This window comes from Paenibacillus glycanilyticus (assembly GCF_030161375.1).
Lineage (GTDB): Bacteria > Bacillota > Bacilli > Paenibacillales > Paenibacillaceae > Pristimantibacillus > Pristimantibacillus glycanilyticus_B.
Map to the genome: position 1 here is coordinate 190500 of NZ_BSSQ01000013.1, position 21212 is coordinate 211711.

20 protein-coding genes are annotated in these 21212 nt (G+C 52.7%); 14 read left to right on the forward strand and 6 right to left on the reverse strand.

Going from position 1 to position 21212, the window contains the following annotated elements:
- Nucleotides 1-42 precede the first annotated feature (42 nt).
- The 3 genes from QQK89_RS15545 (at nucleotide 43) to QQK89_RS15555 (ending at nucleotide 4041) form a co-directional block, all read left to right on the forward strand.
- Complete coding sequence (locus QQK89_RS15545) at nucleotides 43-1065, forward strand: LacI family DNA-binding transcriptional regulator (RefSeq protein ID WP_284239506.1); 1023 nt, start codon at nucleotides 43-45, stop codon at nucleotides 1063-1065.
- A 31-nt stretch (nucleotides 1066-1096) separates the two neighbouring features.
- Nucleotides 1097-3289: an alpha-galactosidase gene (locus QQK89_RS15550; protein ID WP_284239508.1), complete on the forward strand. Its 2193-nt coding sequence runs from the start codon at nucleotides 1097-1099 to the stop codon at nucleotides 3287-3289.
- A gap of 146 nt (nucleotides 3290-3435) precedes the next feature.
- Nucleotides 3436-4041, forward strand: coding sequence for a hypothetical protein (locus QQK89_RS15555; protein WP_284239510.1), 606 nt, complete (start codon nucleotides 3436-3438; stop codon nucleotides 4039-4041).
- Nucleotides 4042-4169: 128 nt separating this feature from the next.
- Here the strand turns inward: QQK89_RS15555 and QQK89_RS15560 are convergent, their stop codons facing one another.
- Nucleotides 4170-5018: a helix-turn-helix domain-containing protein gene (locus tag QQK89_RS15560; RefSeq protein WP_284239512.1), complete on the reverse strand. Its 849-nt coding sequence runs from the start codon at nucleotides 5016-5018 to the stop codon at nucleotides 4170-4172.
- A 123-nt stretch (nucleotides 5019-5141) separates the two neighbouring features.
- Here QQK89_RS15560 and QQK89_RS15565 point away from each other — a divergent pair, with 123 nt between their 5' ends.
- Both QQK89_RS15565 and QQK89_RS15570 read left to right on the forward strand, forming a co-directional pair.
- Complete coding sequence (locus QQK89_RS15565; RefSeq protein ID WP_284239514.1) at nucleotides 5142-7550, forward strand: glycoside hydrolase family 2 TIM barrel-domain containing protein; 2409 nt, start codon at nucleotides 5142-5144, stop codon at nucleotides 7548-7550.
- A 63-nt stretch (nucleotides 7551-7613) separates the two neighbouring features.
- A complete protein-coding gene (locus QQK89_RS15570) occupies nucleotides 7614-8693 on the forward strand; it encodes a glycoside hydrolase family 172 protein (RefSeq protein ID WP_284239515.1) in 1080 nt (359 codons plus the stop codon).
- Between the two features lie 58 nt (nucleotides 8694-8751).
- On the opposite strand, the gene QQK89_RS15575 is transcribed toward QQK89_RS15570, so the two are convergent.
- Together QQK89_RS15575 and QQK89_RS15580 are read right to left on the reverse strand one after the other, a co-directional pair.
- Nucleotides 8752-9168 carry a cupin domain-containing protein gene (locus tag QQK89_RS15575; protein WP_284239517.1) on the reverse strand — a complete coding sequence of 139 codons (417 nt, stop codon included), beginning with the start codon at nucleotides 9166-9168 and terminating at the stop codon, nucleotides 8752-8754.
- A complete protein-coding gene (locus QQK89_RS15580; protein ID WP_284239519.1) occupies nucleotides 9165-10040 on the reverse strand; it encodes an AraC family transcriptional regulator in 876 nt (291 codons plus the stop codon). Before QQK89_RS15580 ends, QQK89_RS15575 begins: the two co-directional genes overlap by 4 nt.
- A 185-nt stretch (nucleotides 10041-10225) precedes the next feature.
- Here QQK89_RS15580 and QQK89_RS15585 point away from each other — a divergent pair, with 185 nt between their 5' ends.
- From QQK89_RS15585 to QQK89_RS15600, 4 genes are all read left to right on the forward strand, one after another.
- On the forward strand, nucleotides 10226-11605 hold the full coding sequence (locus QQK89_RS15585; RefSeq protein ID WP_284239521.1) for an MATE family efflux transporter: 1380 nt from the start codon (nucleotides 10226-10228) through the stop codon (nucleotides 11603-11605).
- Nucleotides 11606-11782: 177 nt separating this feature from the next.
- Complete coding sequence (gene htpG, locus QQK89_RS15590) at nucleotides 11783-13663, forward strand: molecular chaperone HtpG (RefSeq protein ID WP_284239523.1); 1881 nt, start codon at nucleotides 11783-11785, stop codon at nucleotides 13661-13663.
- Between the two features lie 198 nt (nucleotides 13664-13861).
- Nucleotides 13862-15382 carry an aldehyde dehydrogenase gene (gene adh / locus QQK89_RS15595; protein ID WP_284239525.1) on the forward strand — a complete coding sequence of 507 codons (1521 nt, stop codon included), beginning with the start codon at nucleotides 13862-13864 and terminating at the stop codon, nucleotides 15380-15382.
- A 1-nt stretch (nucleotide 15383) separates the two neighbouring features.
- Nucleotides 15384-15755 carry a DUF779 domain-containing protein gene (locus QQK89_RS15600; RefSeq protein ID WP_284239527.1) on the forward strand — a complete coding sequence of 124 codons (372 nt, stop codon included), beginning with the start codon at nucleotides 15384-15386 and terminating at the stop codon, nucleotides 15753-15755.
- A 66-nt stretch (nucleotides 15756-15821) separates the two neighbouring features.
- On the opposite strand, the gene QQK89_RS15605 is transcribed toward QQK89_RS15600, so the two are convergent.
- Nucleotides 15822-16025 (reverse strand): hypothetical protein, encoded by a 204-nt coding sequence (locus QQK89_RS15605; RefSeq protein WP_284239528.1) that lies wholly within the window; start codon nucleotides 16023-16025, stop codon nucleotides 15822-15824.
- Nucleotides 16026-16176: 151 nt separating this feature from the next.
- On the opposite strand from QQK89_RS15605, the gene speD reads away from it, so the two are divergent.
- From speD to QQK89_RS15625, 4 genes are all read left to right on the forward strand, one after another.
- Nucleotides 16177-16986 carry an adenosylmethionine decarboxylase gene (gene speD, locus QQK89_RS15610; RefSeq protein WP_284239530.1) on the forward strand — a complete coding sequence of 270 codons (810 nt, stop codon included), beginning with the start codon at nucleotides 16177-16179 and terminating at the stop codon, nucleotides 16984-16986.
- Nucleotides 16987-17089: 103 nt separating this feature from the next.
- Complete coding sequence (locus tag QQK89_RS15615) at nucleotides 17090-17578, forward strand: CYTH domain-containing protein (RefSeq protein WP_284239532.1); 489 nt, start codon at nucleotides 17090-17092, stop codon at nucleotides 17576-17578.
- A 13-nt stretch (nucleotides 17579-17591) separates the two neighbouring features.
- Complete coding sequence (locus QQK89_RS15620; RefSeq protein WP_284239535.1) at nucleotides 17592-18185, forward strand: AAA family ATPase; 594 nt, start codon at nucleotides 17592-17594, stop codon at nucleotides 18183-18185.
- A complete protein-coding gene (locus QQK89_RS15625; protein WP_284239537.1) occupies nucleotides 18169-18717 on the forward strand; it encodes a hypothetical protein in 549 nt (182 codons plus the stop codon). The genes QQK89_RS15620 and QQK89_RS15625 overlap by 17 nt, the downstream gene beginning before the upstream one ends.
- A gap of 7 nt (nucleotides 18718-18724) precedes the next feature.
- Here QQK89_RS15625 and QQK89_RS15630 read toward each other — a convergent pair whose 3' ends face one another.
- Nucleotides 18725-19537, reverse strand: coding sequence for an ABC transporter permease subunit (locus QQK89_RS15630; RefSeq protein ID WP_284239539.1), 813 nt, complete (start codon nucleotides 19535-19537; stop codon nucleotides 18725-18727).
- Complete coding sequence (locus tag QQK89_RS15635) at nucleotides 19534-20436, reverse strand: ABC transporter ATP-binding protein (RefSeq protein WP_284239540.1); 903 nt, start codon at nucleotides 20434-20436, stop codon at nucleotides 19534-19536. Before QQK89_RS15635 ends, QQK89_RS15630 begins: the two co-directional genes overlap by 4 nt.
- A 157-nt stretch (nucleotides 20437-20593) precedes the next feature.
- Here QQK89_RS15635 and QQK89_RS15640 point away from each other — a divergent pair, with 157 nt between their 5' ends.
- A complete protein-coding gene (locus QQK89_RS15640) occupies nucleotides 20594-21196 on the forward strand; it encodes a TetR/AcrR family transcriptional regulator (RefSeq protein WP_284239542.1) in 603 nt (200 codons plus the stop codon).
- Nucleotides 21197-21212 lie beyond the last annotated feature (16 nt).

Here is a 21212-nt window from a genome sequence, read left to right on the forward strand (position 1 = left end):
TTAGTAAATTTATTAACTAAATTTTATGCAAGTGAGGCATTTATGGCTACGATTAAACAAATTGCGAGCGAAGCGGGCGTCTCGCCTGCGACGGTATCCCGGGTGCTGAACAACGATCTGTCGCTGAGCGTTAGCGAAGAGACGCGCAGCCGCATCTTTAGTATTGCCGAACAGCTCCAATATAAGCCGGCGCGCCTCAAGCGTATGAAGCAGGACCAGTTATTATCGACGTTAAAGATTGGGCTTGTCATGTGGTCAACGCTGGAAGACGAGCATAGCGATCCGTATTTTGGCGCCATCCGGCGCGGAATTGAAACGCGCTGCGAGGAGCTTGGCATTGGCATCGATAAGGTTGTTCGAGGCGTGCTGAAGACCGAGCATACCCCGCTAACCGAGCTGGATGGACTTATCGTCGTTGGATCCGTAGACGACCAGGAGATTAACCGGCTCTACCCTCACAAGGAGAGAGTCATCTACGTCAATCACGACGAGACGCCGGACGACTGCGATTCCGTGCAGCTGAACTTCGCGCAAGCGATGAAGGAAGTGCTTCGGCATTTGTACGAGCTTGGGCATGCGGACATCGGCTTTATTGGAGGCAGCTCCAATCCGGTGGTTCAACGGGAAGACGGGAAACACGAGGATCAACGGACGGCTATATTCGCCGAACTGCAGCAGAAGCGGGGGATTTACAACCCGGCGCTGATGTATTTGGCGGACTGGTCCTCTAACGGCGGTTACGAGACGATGGTTCGGATGTTGGATGACGGACACCGGCCTTCGGCTTGTTTTGTGGCCAGCGATCCGATGGCGGTTGGGGCGCTTCGTGCTTTGCATGAGCGGGGTATACAAGTGCCGGAGGATATGGCTGTTATCGGCTTTGACGATATTGAAGTATCCGCCTTTCTTACGCCGCCGCTTACGACCGTACGCGTCCATACCGAGCTGATGGGCCAGGCAGCGGTGCAATTGCTGCTCGAGCGGGTTGAAGGAAGAGAAGTCACTTCGCATATTACGATAAATACCAAGCTGATTGTCCGGGAGAGCAGCGGCAGCAGCAGATAACGATGGATTCATGACGAGGAGGAACATGAGAATGGCTATTTTTTATAATGAGGAATCGCGTTTATTTCATCTGCAATCGAAAAACACGAGCTACGCGTTTAAAATCCTGAAGCAAGGTTATCCCGCTCATATTTATTGGGGCAAAAAGGTAAGAGGCCTGCAGCTGGACCGTCTTCTTCAAATTAAAGAAAGAGCGTCCTTCAGCCCTAACCCGGACCAGAATCAACTGGATCTGTCGCTGGACGCGCTTCCGCAGGAGTACCCATCCTATGGCGCAACCGACTTCCGTTCGCCGGCTTACCAAGTGAAGCTGCCAAACGGCTCGACGATTCTGGAATTGACTTATCATTCCCATGAAATCTTTAACGGCAAAAAGAAACTCGAAGGCCTTCCGGCGGTCTATGTCGAGTCCGATTCGGAAGCGCAGACGCTTGAGCTTACGCTGAAGGATGATCTGACTGGCCTTACGGCGGTCTTGTCATATACCGTCTTCGAAGAACTTGATGCCATTACCCGTTCCGTGAAGTTCATTAATGCAGGCGAGATGACGCTGGATCTTCAACGCGCGCTTAGCATGAGCGTGGATTTTGTCCATGACCGGTTCGAAATGCTCCAATTGTCCGGCGCATGGGCGCGCGAGCGTTATGTGCATAAGCGCAAGCTTGTGCCAGGCATGCAGTCCGTTGAGAGCCGCCGCGGTTCCTCCAGCCATATGCAGAATCCGTTCCTCGCGCTGCTCTCCGATGGCGCTACCGAGGAGACAGGCGATGTTTACGGCGTTAACCTTGTGTACAGCGGCAGCTTTGTCGCGGGCGTAGAAGTCGATCAATACCATTCGTCGCGCCTCTTTATCGGCATCAATCCATTTGATTTCAACTGGAAGCTCGAAGCCGGAGCAGAGTTCCAAACGCCGGAAGCGGTTATGGTCTTCTCGCCGGAAGGGCTTGGCGGCATGTCCCGCATTTATCATGAGCTTTACCGTACTCGACTCGTTCGCGGCGAGTTCCGCGACAAGACTCGTCCTATTCTCGTGAACAACTGGGAAGCGACGTATTTCAACTTCAACGCGGAGAAGATCGAAGCGATTGCGACGGCGGGCAAAGAGCTTGGCATCGAAATGTTCGTGCTGGACGATGGTTGGTTCGGCAAACGCAATGCCGATACGACTTCGCTTGGCGACTGGTTTGTTGACAAGAACAAGCTTCCGAACGGACTTGAAGATCTCGTAGACCGGGTAAAACGCCTCGACATGCAGTTTGGTCTCTGGTTCGAACCGGAAATGGTATCGCCGGAGAGCGAGCTGTACAAAGCGCATCCGGACTGGTGTCTCCATGTGGAAGGCCGCCGCAGATCGCAAGGCCGCAACCAGCTTATTCTCGATTACTCCCGCCAAGACGTTCGGGATTATATCGTGAAGACGGTATCGGATATTTTGTCGAGCGCTCCTATTACTTATGTGAAATGGGACATGAACCGCAACATGACGGAAATCGGTTCGGCTCTTCTTCCTGCTGACCGCCAACGCGAGACGGCTCACCGCTACATGCTTGGCCTGTATGAAGTGCTGGAGAAAATTACGTCTTCGTTCCCACATATCCTGTTCGAGAGCTGCTCGGGCGGCGGCGGACGTTTTGATCCGGGTATGCTGTATTACATGCCGCAAACTTGGACCAGCGATAATACCGATGCGGTATCCCGTCTGAAAATCCAATACGGCACAAGCATCGTATATCCAATCAGCACAATGGGCGCCCACGTATCGGCGATCCCGAACCATCAGGTTGGCCGCAAGGCTTCTCTTGAAACCCGCGGCAACGTGGCGTTGTCCGGCAACTTCGGCTATGAGCTGGACTTGACCGTCTTTACCGAAGAAGAGAAGGAAGCGGTGAAGGAGCAAGTTGCCTTGTACAAAGAGGTGCGTCCTCTCGTTCAATTCGGCGACTTCTACCGCCTGCTCAGCCCGTTTGAGGGCAACGAGACGGCTTGGATGTTCGTATCGAAAGACAAGAGCGAAGCGTTTGTCGTATACGTATCCGTCCTCCAAGAGGCGAATCCGAAGCTGGACCGTTTCCGTCTGAAAGGCCTTGATCCGAATCAAGATTATGAACTGGTTGGCGAAGAAGGAGCATACGGCGGCGACGAGCTGATGAACGCAGGTTTGCAAGCACCGTTGTTCCATGGCGATTATGCGAGCAAAGTGTTCCGTTTCCGCACGGTAAAATAAAGCTTATAAAGATCCTGAAGGGGCGAAAGTCCCTTCGGGATCTTTTTAATTAAGAGTTTGTATAAATTTTACTAATTAACATATTTATAGACCGGATCTTGAGTACAATGGAAGGGAGAATATACAGTTGAAGGAGGTTCGACGAGGTGAACATCCGCAGTTATTCGCTGGACCGCATTATGAACGTTAAAGGCCTTGCTGCTCTGCTGATTGCTTTCATGTTGACTCCTTTAATCATTACCTTTCATGCCGTTTTGCAGCAGCGGTATTCCCAATCGGTTATCGAAGATCATATTTTCTCGGAGAAAGGTTACCGAATAACGAGCCAGCAGCAGTCGGTCAAGCTGGATTTCCGAATTGATTCGGCGTACATACCTAAGAAGCAAGGCGATGTGTTTCGGCTGCACAAGCTCATTTACAGTCGCAATCATACGAAAATCTATCTGGAGACGGTTGCCTGGTACAATCCGCCTCAGAATTCGGACAATATTTATGTGGAGTTGAAGTTTGATCCTACCTATTTGTACGGTAAAGGCAGCTTTGTGACTAGCGCCATTATTAATAATGATCATTCATTCGGCAACGTGATGTTTATGCCGGATTATTATGCCGACGACGGAAGCGTGCTGCCGATTAATGACGGTGGCGGCAGAAGCGAAGTTTTTATTCCGGTGGAGCAGCTTGCGGAGCTGGATGGAGGCTTAACGCTGAAGTTTGAAGGATTTAATCTGGTGAAATACGAGCGGGCGTAACGGGAGTAGCCTAGCGCGCGGTTGGTGCAGACAGACGTTGTACGGAATACAGCCTATTTAACCTAAAGAGCTAGTTTGAGGGAAAATCCTGCATCATATGCAGGATTTTCGTCGTTCCAATCATCCCCTCATTGAAACTTCTTCTTATACTCGCTTGGCGGAATGCCAACCGTGCTGCGGAAGATCCGGCTGAAATATAGCGGATTATCGTAGCCGACAACCGCCGCGACCTCTTTGACATGGAGCGAGGACTCCGACAGCAGCTTTTTCGCTTCGTTCATCCGAATCTCGGTAATATATTTCATCGGCGTCATGCCGGTCACTTCCTTGAATTTATGAATGAACCGGAATACGCTCAAGGAGCATTCGGCGGCCAGCTCGGAGATGCTGAGGTTATCGCTATATTTCTCATGGATGTAAGCAATCATCTGATTAATATCGGGATGCCGGCCTTGCGCCCCCGGTTCATCACCCGTTTGCAGCCTTCTGCCAAGCAAGGCAATCATCTCTAACAGATAAGCAGTCACCAATTGTCCGGCAAGCGGCCGGTGGCTGTTCAGCTCTTGGATCATTTTTTTGAACAAAACAACAACTTCCTCCATAACCCCAACGGTATAAACGGACTGCTCGAGAAGGCCGGACTGCCGCAGCAATTCATAAGCGCCGTAACCGGTAAAATGAATCCAATACACTTCCGTGCCATCCTCGGCATAATAGCTATATTGCTGCGGCTGCCCAGGCGCGTAGATCACCAAACTCCCGCTTGCCACCTCTACCGTCTCGTCCTGAAAGCGAAAATAGCCTTTTCCGCCCGTTATATAAATCAGCTGAAAATCTACCCGTCCATGCTCGCGATTGCGCGACAAGCTTCTTGTCTGGAGCCTTTGGTAGCCGCACCAGTTGACGGCCAGGAATTGCTCCGTATTCTCAATGCCGTGTTCCTGCCAGCCATGGGCATCCCCGGATATACTGATCACAAGCTCACGCTCCCGCAACAATTTTGTGTATGTTTCCAGCAATTTGATTCATTCTATATTCCCTATTATAGCTCTATAATCTAGGTGAATCGCAACTATTGGGAATGCGGAAGGGGTAAGCAGATGAACAAGGGACGTATCATTGCCAATATCAATTTGAACTGGAAGTTTCATAGAGGCGAGGAGCCTCGTGGCTGGTATAAAGGGTTAGACGACTCCAATTGGCGCCAAGTTACGCTTCCTCACGATTGGTCGGTCGAAGAACCGTTCTCCGAAGAGCATTCCAGCGGAACGGGTTATCTGCCCGGCGGAATCGGTTGGTATAGAAAATCGCTCCATCTCCCCTCGAACCTGCAAGGCAAACGCGTCTACATTACTTTTGAAGGCGTTTACAACAACTCGCAAGTATGGTGCAACAGCTATTACATCGGCAAGCGGCCTTACGGCTACAGCTCTTTTACTTATGATATAACGGATTTTGTTTCGTTTGGAGACCAGGAGACGATCATTTCGGTAAAAGTCGACCATAAGGATATTGCGGATTCCAGATGGTTTACAGGCTCCGGCATTTACAGAGATGTGTATCTGACGGTTACCGACCAGGTCCATATTGATACGTACGGCGTATTCGTAACGACTCCCGTCGTCTCTGAGGAACAAGCCGAAGTGGCGGTGAACGTACGGGTAGCAAGCGGTTCCGCCAAGGACGAGTCCGTGCAAATTAGGAACGTTCTGTTGGACCGGGACGGACAGGAAGTTCAAACGGTACACGGCAATCTTGCGGTGAATGGCGATTCCGCCAAAGATACGGAGCAGACGCTAATCGTGGCGAAGCCTAAGCTTTGGTCGCCGGACAGCCCGTATCTGTATACGTTAAGAACGGAAATTCTGCGGGACGGCGAGATCATTGACCAGGTTGAGACGCCGGCCGGCATCCGCTGGTTTGAGTTTGACGCGGCGAACGGCTTTTTCCTTAATGGCGTGAATATGAAAATGAAAGGCGTATGCGTGCATCACGACGCAGGCGCTTTAGGCGCTGCCGTTCCGGCCAAAGTATGGGTCCGCCGCCTTGAAGCGCTGAAGGAGCTTGGCTGCAACGCGATCCGGATGAGCCATAATCCGCCGGCATCAAATCTGCTGGATCTTTGCGATCGGATGGGCTTCCTCGTCATCGACGAGGCGTTTGACGAATGGGAAGGCGTGAAGAACAAATGGTCGACGGGTCATAACGTGTATCCGCCGAAGCATTTTGGCTATTACGAAGATTTCCCGCAATGGGGCGAGATCGATCTGAAGGAAATGGTGCTGCGCGACCGCAACCATCCATCGATTATTATGTGGAGCATCGGCAACGAAGTGGATTATCCGAACGATCCTTATTGCCATCCCTATTTCGAGACGATGACGGGCAACAACGATGCGAACAAGCCGGCCGCGGAGCGTCAGTACGATCCGAACAAGCCTAATGCGGAGCGCCTTGCGGTAATCGCTAGACGTCTTGCGAAAGCGGTCAAGGAATGCGATACGACTAGGCCGGTGACGGCTGCTCTTGCTTTTCCGGAGCTGTCCAACCTGACGGGTTACGCGGAAGCGCTCGACATTGTCGGCTACAACTACAAAGAGCATTTGTACGAGGAAGATCTTCGCAAATTCCCGGATCGCGTGACCTACGGAAGCGAAAATGGCTCCAGCCTTGAAGCATGGCTGGCCGTCCGGGACAATGACGCGATGAGCGGACAATTCATCTGGACCGGCATCGATTATTTGGGCGAAGCCAAGGGCTGGCCGGTGCGCGTAGCCGGAGCGGGATTCATGGACACGGCGGGCTTCAAGAAAACAAGCTATTATTACCGTCAAAGCTTGTGGAGCGATAACCCGGTGCTGTTCCTTACGGCGATCAAAGCGGAGGATTCCGAGAAGGGTTCAAGAAGATGGACCGGCGGCGTACCGCATTGGAATTGGGGAGCGGGAGAGCAGCTGAAGGTCAGCTGCCACACGAATTGCGAAGAGGTTGAATTGTTCCTGAACGGCCGATCGCTTGGCGTGAAGAAGCTTGCGGACGCGCCGGAGCTGTATCTGGCATGGGAAACCGCTTATGAAGAAGGAACACTGGAAGCCGTGGCGAAGGGCAAGGACGGAGAGAACTTGACTTGTGCCCTCGTAACGGTAGCTGAGGCAGCCCGGCTGCAGATGAAGACGGATGCTGCCGAACTTCAAGCCGATGGCCAAGATCTTGCGCATGTAGAGATTCAGGTGACGGATGCGGAAGGGCGTCCGGTCTATCTGGCAGATCATCCGATCGCGGTTAGCATTGAAGGTCCAGGCGAAATTATCGGACTCGAGAATGGCGACATTCAAGACCTGGAGCCGTTCAGCTCGCGCATACGCAAAGCCCACCGCGGCAAACTTCTGGCCTATGTGAGAGCCACAACGGAAGCGGGAGAGATTAAGGTGACCGCATCGGGAGAGGGACTTCAATCCTGCGAAGCGACCATTCAATCGATTCATAGAGCAGTAGCCGTCAACGCGTAAGAAGCTATCCTTTTACCAACATACCTATTTTAAATTATAAGAATTATGGGAGGCAAACGACTTATGAACGCTTTTAACGGATTAGGCATGGGGCTTGGCAATTTGGCAAGAGTTTCGAACGCGGTATCGAGATCGATTTCTCCGGAAAATTTTACGGGCGAGAAGGGGAAAGGGGCGATGGCAACGGAAGGCACGGGCGCTCAAGCGGCGCGCGACCTTGGTCTTGGCTGGAAGGTATCGCCTTCGGTTAATATCCCGGGCCATTCCGAGTTTACGATGGGCGTGATCGACGGACCGGGCGTTATTCAGAACATTTGGCTGACCTGCTCTCATCAGGTAGTGAGATCTCTGATCTTCAAAATCTATTGGGACGAGGAAGAAGAACCTTCCGTATACGTGCCGGTCGGGGACTTCTTCTGCAACGGCTGGGGTGAGCGGGCGCTTGTCAATTCGATGCCGATCTCGGTGAATCCGGCGGGAGGTTTCAACAGCTATTGGGAAATGCCTTTCCGTAAAAAAGCGCGGGTTGTCATGCAGAACCTGTCGCATGAATCCACGGTTCTGTACTATCAGATCAACTACACGCTGACGGAAGTTCCGGACGATATGGCGTATTTCCACGCCCAATGGCGGCGCAGCAATCCGGTCCAATACAAAGATGTCCATACGATTGTTGACGGGATTAAAGGCAAAGGGCATTACGTCGGTACTTATCTTGCTTGGCAAGTGAACAGCAACAACTGGTGGGGAGAAGGAGAAGTGAAGTTCTACATGGACGGCGACAAGGAGTATCCAACGATCTGCAGCACGGGGACGGAGGATTATTTCGGAGGCGCTTGGAACTGGGATATGAACGGGCAATACGTGACGTATTCCACGCCGTTCCTCGGCATGCACCAGGCGATCAAAGCCGACGGGTTGTATAAGGCGAACCAGCGCTTTGGCATGTACCGGTTCCATGTGATGGACCCGATCCGTTTCGAGGATGATCTGAAGGTGACGATTCAAGCGCTAGGCTGGCGCTCGCATGGACGTTATTTGCCGCTGCAGGACGACATTGCTTCGGTGGCTTACTGGTATCAGCTGGAGCCGCATGCGGCTCATCCGCCAATGCCGGGCATTGACGAACTGGAGATTATCTAAATAGCATTCAAAAAGGCTGGCCTCAAAGTCGATGGACTTGAGGCCAGCCTTTGTTGTTTTAATACCAACCTATTAGTTCGGCTTCGTATTGTTCGAACAACTTGCGCATAGCTTCTTCGCTGCGATCCGATGCGGCATGAATGCTCTGGATCAACTCGTTGATCCGTGCGGTCATGATCAGGAGATAACGCGCGGGTTCGGCCTTTGGATTCCAGTAGGTATGGGCGGTTCCGCGAGGAACCATCACGGAGTCGCCGGCTTTCGCCTCTATGATTTGGCCGCCAATCCGAAAGCCAAGCGTTCCTTCCAGCACATACCACGCTTCATCGTCCTCGCGATGAAGATGCAAGGGGGCAATCCAGTAAGGCTCTGCTCCTTCCTCGCATCCTTCCGCCGTCCATTCGGCGATAACCAGGTTGGCTCCCGCAGCTGACAGCAATTGTCCTGCAAGCGGTGAAGCAAGTACGTCTTTCATATCGTTTGCCCCTTTCGAAGGTCCCGCGGCGTTACGCCTCTCAGCTGGCGGAACAGCTTCGAGAAGCTGTTTATGCTGCTGCAGCCGATCTCGGCGGCAATGTCCGTGACGCTCATGGTTGTATTTTTCAACAGATATTCGGCTTTGTTAATCCGGTTAAGATTCGTGTATTGCACAAACGTCTGACCGGTCATCTTCTTGAACATCCGGCAGAAATGGTAAGGGCTCATATGAACCCGCGCGGCTGCCTGCTCGACCGTTACGCGCTGGGCAACGTCGGATTCCAGAAGGGTTAGAAGCTCTTTGAATAAATCTGTTCTAGCGCGAAAAGCGTTCATCTCGCTATCGCTGCGCTGCATGACGGTGAATTCCCGGCATAGCCAGGTAAAAAGCAGCTGGCAATGCGCCCGGACCGCAAGCTCGTAACCCCGCGGTTTCCGTTCGAACTCTTCCGCCAACCGTAACGTGGTGTTCTTCAGAAGCGGATACCAGGGGTCGGTTTGCTCAATCCGGTTCGCAATCATCGACATGCCGTTTGTGTAAGGAGCGACCAGATCGACGATATGCGGCTCCTTCAGGCCAAGTATAGAAGAATTGAACACAAGCGCGTACACCGTAAACGGCTCATTCGGACGAACGGCCGCGGCAGCGTGCAGCTCGCCGCTGTTGACGAACAACAAGTCGCCGGGCTTTGTCGGGAACGGCTGTCCGCCGATGGTATAAAGCACCTCTCCGCTTTCAACGTAGATCAGCTCGAAATGCTCATGCCAATGAAGCCGCAGCGAGCATCCGGGCCTGAAGGTCGGGTGAAACACATTGATCGGCAAAGCCGGATCGGTCATCACGGTATTTTCCCATAAATCGCTTCGCATTGGAGCTGCCTCCAGCCTTCAAATTAGCAAGATCGGAATAATAAAGAACAAGAAGCGTTAAGACATTAATCGGTGAACGTTCTATATTGGTTAATGTTATCACATGCGGAAGCTCGCGTGGATATCGAATCTCATAATTGTTGGAAGCAAAATGGGCTAAACAGGCCGGGAGGGTAAGGACAGCTATGAGCGAGGTTAACAAGGGCAGGTCCATTTCTTTATACGCGCTTGCATGGCCAATCGCCATCGAGTTGATTTTACAGTTTCTCATGGGGACCGTGGACTCTTTGATGGTCAGCCGATTGGGCGATAATGCGGTATCGGCCGTAGGCGTATCCAATCAGGTCATGCGTTCCTTGCTTACGATCTTTGTGCTCATTAACGGCGGAGCGGGTATTGTCATCGCTCGGAGATGGGGAGCGGGCGACACGAATACCGCAAGGCGCGCAGCGGCAATGGCCATTAAAGTAGGGTTGATCGGCGGGGTGGCCGTTAGTTTTCTGTTCGCTTTTGGCTCGGGTACTATCGTGCGTCTAATGGGGACGCCCGCCGAAGTAGTGCCGCAGGCAACGACGTACATGGCGTTTATCGGTGGCTGCTCCATTCTGACGGAGCTAACTATGATGCTGACGGTCATGATCCGCAATACCGGCAATACGCGGGGACCGATGATGATTGCCATCGGGATGAACGTTGTTCACGTGCTGCTGAACTATGTGTTCATATTTGGCGAGCTTGGCTTCCCGCAGATGGGGATTGAGGGGATAGGCATCTCGACGATTATTAGCCGTTTGCTTGCGGTTCTGGTCGGAGTGTGGCTGCTGCTCCGTTCGTTTCCAAGCAAGTTCCAGCCGAGCGACTGGCGCGGATTTGACCGCCCGCTGCTGAAAGAGATGATCGGCATCGGGCTGCCGAACCTGGGGAATGCCGCTTCCTGGGGGTACTCGCAAATCGTTACGCTGGCGATTGTCTCGTCGATGGGAGCGGTCCAACTGGCGGCTTTCTCGTACTTCAATATTATCCAGCAGCTGCCTTGGCTGATTGGCAATTCCATCGGCATGGCCGTCCAGATTCAATGCGGCCAGCTGTACGGCGCGAAACGGTACGACGAGGTATACCGCGCTCCGTACCGGGCGGCGGCCATCGGCATGCTTCCCACCTTAGCGCTGGCGGTTATGCTGTATGCTTTTGGCCATACGACGATTGGTTGGTTTACGGCAGACCGGGACATTGCGGGCATCCTGCTGCCCTTGTTCTTCTGGTGCATGATTTGGCAGCCGATGCGAACTTGGACGTATACGTTCATTCAATCGTTAACGGCTATTGGCGAAGCCCGGTTTGTAGCGCTGAGCAGCGTGCTTGGGATGTGGATTTTCGCGACGGGCGGGGCTTATGTGTTTGGCGTGCTGCTCGACATGGGAGTAATGGGAGCGCTGGTAGGCCTGCTGCTGGATGAGCTGTTCCGGGCTATCCTCGTCGGCACGCGCTGGATCCGCCGCCGCAAGCTGCCCCGGCAGCAAGGAGAGCCGGCTGAAGCGGCTCAGCAAGAAGCCATCCCTTTATAGGGAATGGCTTCTTGCTGTTTGGTGTTTGGTGGGAGCTAAGTTGGAAATAAGGGATCTCATTTCCCATTCCCGGTTGACACCCAAAATCTCCATATTATATAGTAAAAGCAAGGATTAGCACTCTCGATAAGGGAGTGCTAACGTAAACTCACGATTTGGAAGGAGAGCATCACACGAATGGAAAAGCAACAGTTCAAAGCGGAATCGAAGCGCCTCTTGGAGATGATGATCAACTCCATTTATACGCAGCGCGAAATTTTCTTGAGAGAGCTGATTTCGAATGCCAGCGACGCGATTGATAAAATCTACTACAAAGCTTTAACGGACGACCAGTTGGTCTTTAACAAAGAGAGCTATTACATAAAGGTAACGGTGGACAAAGCAAACCGTAAGCTGATCCTCTCGGACACGGGCATCGGCATGACGCGCGAGGAGCTTGAGAACAATCTTGGCGTTATTGCCAAGAGCGGATCGCTTGCGTTCAAGAAGGAGAACGAAGCGAAGGAAGGCCACAACATTATCGGCCAATTCGGCGTAGGTTTCTACTCCGCGTTTATGGTGGCGGACAAGGTTGAGGTGATCAGCCGCGCGCTGGGCTCGGACGAAGCGTTCAAATGGGAGTCGGAAGGCGCGGAAGGCTACACGATTGCGACTGCGGACAAAGCGGGAGTAGGCACGGACATCATCATGACGATCAAGCCTAACACCGAGGACGACAACTACGACGAGTTTCTGGAAGAGTATCGCCTGAGAGCGATCATCAAGAAGTATTCCGACTTCATTCGTTACCCGATCAAGATGGATATGAAAGGCCAACGTCCCAAAGAAGGCAGCGAAGGCGAGTTCGAGGAATACCAAGAGGAACAAACGGTCAACAGCATGGTGCCGATCTGGCGCAAGAACAAAAGCGAGCTGACGCAGGAAGACTACGACAACTTCTACTTCGAGAAGCGTTACGGCTTCGACAAGCCGCTGAAGCATCTGCATATCAGCGCGGACGGCGCGGTGGTCTACAACGCGATCCTGTTCATTCCGGAGAATACGCCGTTTGATTACTATACCAAAGAGTTTGAAAAGGGCCTTGAGCTTTATTCGAACGGCGTCCTCATTATGGACAAATGCGGGGATCTGCTGCCGGACTATTTCAGCTTCGTGAAAGGGATGGTCGACTCCGAGGATCTGTCGCTGAACATTTCCCGGGAACTGTTGCAGCATGACCGTCAATTGCAGCTGATCGCCAAGAACATCAAGAACAAAATCAAAAGCACGCTCCAAAGCCTGCTGAAGGAAGAGCGCGAGAAATACGATGGCTTCTACAAAGCGTTTGGCCGTCAGCTGAAGTTTGGCGTGTATAACGACTACGGCGCGAACAAGGACACGCTGCAGGATCTGCTGCTGTTCTACTCCTCGAAGGAGAAGAAGCAAGTTACGCTTGAGGAATACGTATCCCGCATGCCGGAAGATCAGAAATACATCTACTACGCGGCAGGCGAGTCGATCGACCGTCTGGAGAAGCTGCCGCAAGCCGAGATCGTAACGGACAAAGGCTACGAGCTGCTCTACTTCACCGACGATATCGACGAGTTCGCGATCAAGATGATTGCGTCTTACAAAGACAAGTCGTTCAAGAACGTGTCCAGCGGCGATCTTGGCATTGAAGCGGACGAAGCGGAGAAACAAACCGAAGAAGAAGAGAACGACAACAAGGATTTGTTCGCGGCCATGAAAGAAGTGCTTGGCGATAACGTGTCCGGCGTCAAAGCTTCGAAACGTCTCAAATCCCATCCGGTCTGCCTGTCGTCCGAAGGCGAAGTGACGATCGAGATGGAGAAGGTGCTGAAGGCGATGCCTAACGGCCAAGACGTGAAAGCGGACAAAGTGCTGGAAATTAACGTGAACCACGACGTGTTCAAAGCGCTGAAGGATGCTTACGCAACCGACCAAACCAAGCTGAGCCTCTACACGAGCCTGCTGTTCAACCAAGCGCTTCTGATCGAAGGCTTGACGGTACAGGATCCGGTTCAATTCACGAACGATATTTGCAAAATCATGCTGTAATCGCCAGGCAATAACCTGTCCGAGCAGACAGCAGACGAAGCCGGCCCCGCAAGGGGACCGGCTTTTTTGAGTTTGCGTTCTACCATCAACCTGACACGCATAAGCTTGTATCACTATGGTAGCGTTTGCACGGAACTGCGCGTCGGAATCTATCAATAACGCTAGCAAGCTACTTGTCGAAAAGGAGATGGTTAACCCATGATTTACGCTGAGCCGGGCAGGCAGGATTCGAAGATTACGTTCAAGAAGAGGTACGACAACTACATAGGGGGCCGCTGGACGCCGCCAACGCAAGGCCAATATTTCGAAAATGTTTCTCCCGTGAACAACGCGGCTTTCTGCGAAGTCGCCCGTTCCACGGCTCAGGACGTTGAGCTTGCGCTCGACGCGGCGCATGCGGCCAAAGCCGACTGGGGGCGGACTTCCGCGGCGGAACGCGCGAACATCCTGAATCGGATCGCCGACCGGATCGAGAGCAACCTCGAGACGCTCGCCGTTGCCGAGACTTGGGATAACGGCAAGCCGATCCGCGAATGCCTCGCGGCGGACCTGCCTCTTGCGATCGACCACTTCCGGTATTTCGCAGGCTGCATCCGGGCCCAGGAAGGATCCCTCAGCCAACTCGACAACGACACGGTTGCTTACCACTATCATGAGCCGCTTGGCGTCGTTGGCCAGATCATTCCATGGAACTTCCCGCTGCTCATGGCCACGTGGAAGCTTGCTCCGGCGCTCGCGGCTGGCAACTGCGTCGTGCTGAAGCCCGCGGAGCAGACGCCGGCTTCGATCTGCGTGCTGATGGAGCTGATTGAGGATTTGCTGCCTGCTGGCGTTGTTAACATCGTGAACGGCTTCGGGCTGGAAGCGGGCAAGCCGCTCGCCTCAAGCAACCGGATTGCGAAGATTGCTTTTACGGGCGAAACGACAACCGGCCGGCTCATCATGCAATACGCCTCGCAAAATCTCATTCCGGTGACGCTCGAGCTAGGCGGGAAGTCGCCAAACATCTTCTTCGAAGATATTATGGCGAAGGACGATGCTTTGTTCGACAAGGCGCTGGAAGGGTTTACGTTGTTTGCGCTCAACCAAGGGGAAGTGTGTACATGTCCATCTCGCGCGCTAATCCAGGAATCGATCTACGACAGCTTTATGGAGAAGGCGCTGCGGCGCGTAGCCTCCATCAAGCAAGGCAATCCGCTCGATACGGATACGATGATCGGAGCTCAGGTGTCGACCGAGCAAATGGAAAAAATCTTAAGCTACATCGACATCGGCCGCCAAGAAGGCGCCGAATGCCTGATTGGCGGAGGCCGCGCGGCTATCGAGGGCGATATTTCGCAAGGCTACTACATTCAGCCGACCGTGCTTCGCGGGGATAACGGCATGAGGATTTTCCAGGAGGAGATCTTTGGACCGGTTGTTGCCGTCACGACCTTCCGCTCGCCGGAGGAAGCGCTGGCGATTGCCAATGATACGCTGTACGGCCTTGGCGCAGGCGTATGGACAAGGGACATTAACGCAGCGTTCCGGATGGGCCGCCAGATCGAAGCGGGCCGCGTCTGGACGAACTGCTACCATGCTTACCCGGCGCATGCGGCGTTTGGCGGCTACAAGATGTCCGGCGTTGGCCGCGAGAACCACAAGATGATGCTGTCGCATTACCAGCAGACGAAAAACCTGCTCGTCAGCTACAGCCCCGATGCGTTAGGCTTCTTCTAATATGGCCGCGGAACCCGTGCTTAAGGTGCTTGCCACAAGCAGCGCGCTTGAACTGATCGGGCGGCTTAAGGCCAAGTACGGAGACGTCATGTTCCATCAGTCGGGCGGCTGCTGCGACGGCAGCTCGCCGATGTGCTTCCCGCAAGGCGAATTCCTGATCGGCGATCAGGACGTTCGGCTTGGCGAGATTGGCGGCGCGCCGTTTTATATGACCAAAGCGCAATACGACTATTGGAAAAACACGCAGCTGATCATCGACGTTGTTCCCGGGCGGGGCGGCATGTTCTCGCTGGAAGGGCCGGAGGGATTACGGTTTCTGACGAGATCACGCGTCTTTACATCCGAGGAGCTGAGCAGCTTAGGTCTGCTGTAAATACGACAAAGGTCACCGCTTTGCCTCTCGCAGGCATCGCGGTGACCTTTGTTTGCTGGAATGCGGTTAGTTCTCCAATTCCTCGTCTTCGCTATACGAACCGACGCGGTAATCGTCGGTCTTCTCGCCGTCTTCCCAAATCTCGACGAACAACGCGTCGCAGTTCTCGAAATCCTCGGCTGTCATCGCCTGTACTCTTTCCAGGTCATCGCCTACGTACACATTTTCCATCCCGTCTTCCGCAAACGAGACCACCACGTAAATTTTCATTCCTGCGGACCCTCCAATGCACTCGTTATTGAAGCAGTATACCATAAAGGGCTTATTTGATGCCCGGGGTTGCCGTATTCATGCCAATATTTGAATCAGCCGCGGAAAAATGGGTAATAGTAGTGGAAGAGTTAGAACGGAGGGGATTGTAGTGAAGTTTACGCCTGAGCAGCGGATTACGCTGCATGGTTTTAATAATTTGACGAAATCGCTCAGCTTTAATATGTACGATGTCTGTTTTACGAAGACGAAGGAAGAGCGCGAAGCCTACATCGAATACATTGACGAGCAGTATAATTCGGATCGGCTGACCAAAATATTGAAGCAAGTGGCCGATATTATTGGCGCCCATGTCCTTAATATCGCCAAGCAGGACTATGTGCCGCAGGGCGCCAGCGTGACGATTCTGGTCTCGGAAGGGCCAATCGTGGAGGTGCCGACCGAATCGACGTTTGACGAGTCGCCGGGTCCGCTTCCGGACAACGTGGTGCTGCAGCTCGACAAAAGCCATATTACCGTTCATACGTACCCCGAATACCATCCAAGCGAAGGAATCAGCACGTTCCGCGCCGATATCGACGTAGCCACTTGCGGAGAGATTTCGCCGCTTAAGGCGCTTAACTATTTGATTCACTCGTTTGATACGGATATTATGACGATTGATTACCGGGTTCGGGGGTTTACAAGGGACATTGACGGCAACAAGCTGTTTATTGACCATGACATTAATTCGATCCAGAATTACATACCGGACGAGGTTATTGACCAATACGACATGATTGACGTAAACGTGTATCAGGAAAATATTTTTCATACGAAATGCAAGCTGCGCGAGTTCGATCTGAACAACTACCTGTTCGGCTATACGAAGGACAAGATAAGCATGGACGAGCAGATAGAAATTACGGAGCGGCTGAAGGACGAGATGGACGAGATCTTTTACGGGAAAAATATTAAATGAGGTTATGGACCGGGGGATAAGGCTTCTCCCGGTTTTTTGGCGCGTTTTGGCGGGTTATTATGGTATGATTAAGCAAATTCATCATTATGGGGGAGAACCATTTATGGCATTAGAGATCGAACGCAAGTTTTTGCTGGCGGTACCTTACGAGCAGTTGGGAGACCAAATTCAGGTTCGCTTCGAGCAGCGGATTGAACAGACTTATTTGGCGCTGGAAGCCGATCAGGAGCTGCGCGTACGCAGGATCACGGATGTGGCAAGCGGCGAAATTACATATACGCATACGTTTAAGAAAGGTTTTGGCATTAAGCGCGAGGAAGTGGAGTATTCCATTAACGAAGGATTGTACGAGCAGGTCGTGAAGGCGTTTGGCGCCGTAGCCCTGACGAAGAACCGGATTACCGCGGACTGGAACGGGATTGTAATCGAGATTGACGTGTATGACCAAATTCAGCTGACCGTGCTTGAAGTGGAGTTTGACTCGGAAGAAGCCGCTAATTCGTTCGAGGCTCCGGAATGGTTTGGCCAAGACATCAGCAGCTCGAAGGAATACAGCAACAAGACCGTCTGGAAGCAGCTGCAGCAGAAGTAGGAGGCTAAGAGTCATGCGGAAGCTTGTGTTTTTCGTAGGCGGAGCGGGAGCGGGGAAAACAACGCTGGCCAAGGCTCTCGCGAAGAGACGCGGCGCGGCTGTATTTGATATGGACACGATGCTGCGGCCTGCCGCCGTGCAGATTATGACCGTCGCGGGGCTGGACCCGAATGACCGGGACTCGGAGGAGTACAAGAAGTTATGCCGGGATCTTGGTTACCGGATTACGATGGATGCCGCGCTTGAAAATACCGAGCTTGGGATCGATGCCTTCGTTATCGGTCCGTTCACGAAAGAGATCGGCGACCCGTCTTGGATCGTGACGGAGCTTGCGTCGATCGGCGCTTCTTTGGAGGACGTCGACGTGAAGGCGGCAATTGTCTATTTGCGGGATGACCGGCTTCATTATAGCCGGATTGAGCAGCGCGGATTGGACATGGATCAATACAAGCTGGAGCACTGGAATTCCTTCTCGCTTTCGCTAAGCCGGAGAACGCTGGCGTGGGAGCTGCCGGAATCGTCGGTGCTGTATTACGATAACTCCGCGGCCTTTGACGAGGCGGCACTCGAGAAGCTGGAAAGGTTTGTGTATGGCGATGTTATTTGATCCGACGATATATGATAATTTGAAGGTCGCTCTGGAGAACCAACTGTACGATTTGGACAACCTGGACGAACGGATCCGGATCGTAAACCGCGTGGACCGTCTGGATATGGCCGTGATGTCGCGCGATTTCTCGTTGCGGTTCATTCTGGCCGGAGGTGACCGGGCCAAACGGGTAGCTGCCGAGATCCGGCTCGATACCTCGCTCCGCGATTTGGCAACCGAGCTGCTTGAGCTGCAAGATGGAGAACCGCCGGGCTGCGGCCTTCGCCTGATCTTCCATCTAACCGTTGCCGATGCGGAACTGGAATGTCCGCGTATTGAAGCGGCCGTGCGGGAGCACTGGGGAGCAGAGCTGCTGCTTACCCAGACGTTATGCTTCGTATACGGCGGCGAGCGCGAAAGCAGCAACGGGCGTTATAAGAATACCGTTGAGCTGCGCTTCAACCGGCGTATTGACGAGGAACAGATGAATGATCTGCCCGAGCTGATTGAGCATATGCTGCTTACGCTCGAGACGCTGGAAGAATTATAAGCCGCCGCTACAGCGGCAGATCGCGCCGGCTGAAGGCGATCGCGCCAGCGGCATAACAGGCGATGCCGATCGCCAGAAGCACAAGCGAAGCGAGCAACGGGTCGCCGCTGCCGGCGGCGATATCGCTAGGCCGGTACAGCGAGAAGATGGAAGCGTAACGCAGCCATTCGACGCTGCCGCTGATTTTGCCAAGCATGTCGAGAGCGAACATGCCGACGATGATAAAGCCGGAGGTGCCAAGCGCTTTTTTCTCATCGTTCATAACCGACGAGACTAGAAAGGCAATGCCGCTTGCCGCGATAAACAACATCCAGGCGACAACGTTCATCTCGATGTACCGCGCCCCGTTGAACTCAAACTTATCCCCGATAAACCAGACATAACCAAGCATTCCGGCTCCTGTCGTCACCAGCATAATAAGCAGCAGTCCTGCCGACAATACCCCCGCTTGCGTAACCGCAACCTGTCTGCGGGTTGTTGGCGTCGACAACAGGTAGGACATCGAGCCTTGATCCACCATGCGTGCCATCAGCGCGGTCGACAGCATAATGCTGAATATGGACAATAGCAAAGGAAGGATAAGGCCGTAATATTCGCCGGAGATGAAAGCTTCCATGCTGCCGAATCCGCCTTGAATATTAAAGGCGTTCACAATGCCCTCGGGCATTGATTTCAACAGCTCGTTTAACGCGCCGGTATTGTCCGCAATGCCGGGATACAACCAGAACATCAGCAGTATATAAAAGGCTGAGCCAAACGCATAGTTGCTCATGCCCTTCGCATGAATTTTCATCATTTGCTTGAATAAGGGAAAGTTCATAACGCAGCAGCCTCCTTGCCGCCAGTCCGGTCGTAGTATTGCATGAAGACATCCTCGAGATTTTGCGCGGTAATATCCAGACTGCGAACCTTGTATTTCGCGGCTTCATGAATCAGCTCGTTATAATTGCCCTGCACGGCAACGGTGACTCTTCGCCCGTCCCGGGATTCCACCGGAATACGGCCGCCACCGGCAAAAGCTTCCGCATCTTCCGGATGCTCGAACACGATCGCCACGAGCTTCCGCTGCATCGACTGCAGCTCGTGAATGTTATTGGTCGCCACGATCACGCCATCTTTAATAATCGCGGCGCGGTCGCAGGTTCGCTCGATCTCCGCGAAGCTATGCGAAGACATGAGGAAGGTTGTACCCCGCGCTTTCTCCTCCAGGACAAGCTCAATAAACAGCTGCTGCATCAGCGGGTCAAGACCCGAGGTTGGTTCATCCAGGATAATGAGCTCCGGGTTATGCATAAAAGCAGCCACAATGCCGACCTTTTGCTTCATTCCTTTGGACATTTTCCGAATGGGGGTAGTCACGTCGAACTGAAGCCGTTCGATTAGCTCCTTGCGCCGGATTGTGCTGTCAACGCGCTGCATCCGTGCCAGAAATTCGAGAAATTCCTTGCCTGTCATCCCTTCGACAAAAGCAATCTCCCCCGGCAAATAGCCAACCAGTTTCTGCACGGTGCCTTGCTCTTTCCACGTATCCATCCCTTTAATCAACGCGTTTCCCCGGTCGGGCTTCATGAAGCCCATTATATGCCGGATCGTTGTGGATTTCCCTGCGCCGTTAGGGCCAAGAAAGCCAAATACTTCGCCTTGTTCCACCGTAAAAGAAACGTCGCTAATGCCTTTGCCGCCCGGAAAAAGCTTTGTTAAACCGTCTACGACCAGCATGCTGACCGCACCTTCTTTCGAAAAGTTATGAAATGTTAATGCATATATATTTCATCAATATGATAGGCTCGGCTAGAAAAGAAGTCAATGGGATTTATGAAATATTTATGTGTTATAATTTCATTACTTGATCTTTATACAAGAGCCGGAGGAGAACATGAACGGATTTGAAAAACGAGCCGAGCAGCTTAAAGCCAAGATCAGAGCTGCCGTCCTTACGATGCTTCAGACCTGTGAACCTAAACATATTCGCATCGCCGACATCGCTGCCGAAGCCGGGGTGTCGCAGGTGACGATTTATAATTATTTTGGCAGCAAAGAGGATCTCATTCGGGATGTCTTCAAGCAATATGTAACGGAGCAGGTAACGGAGTTTGAACGATTTATCGGCAGCGGTCCAACGTTCCAGCAATTTGTTCAATTTGCCGTATTAACCGATAAAGATGCCTTCCGTAAGTTTACGCCGGAGTTTATCCAGCAGATGATGAGCAATGATCTGGCTTTTGCGGCCTACATCGACGAAGTGACCCAGCAGACGGCTTTGCCGCTTATGACCAGGTTCATAGACGATTGCAAGAAACAAGGCCAAATCTCGGATAAAGTGTCTACGGATATGATCGTTAACTATATCAATCTGTTAATGGCCCAGTCTCACCGATTATTGGAGCAGGCGAAGCAGAGCGGGAAAGGCGAACAGTTTTTCGAAGAGTTACTCCATTTGTTCTTCTACGGCGTCTGCGGGATGGAGCCGGAGGTTTGATTTTCGCGCAATAATT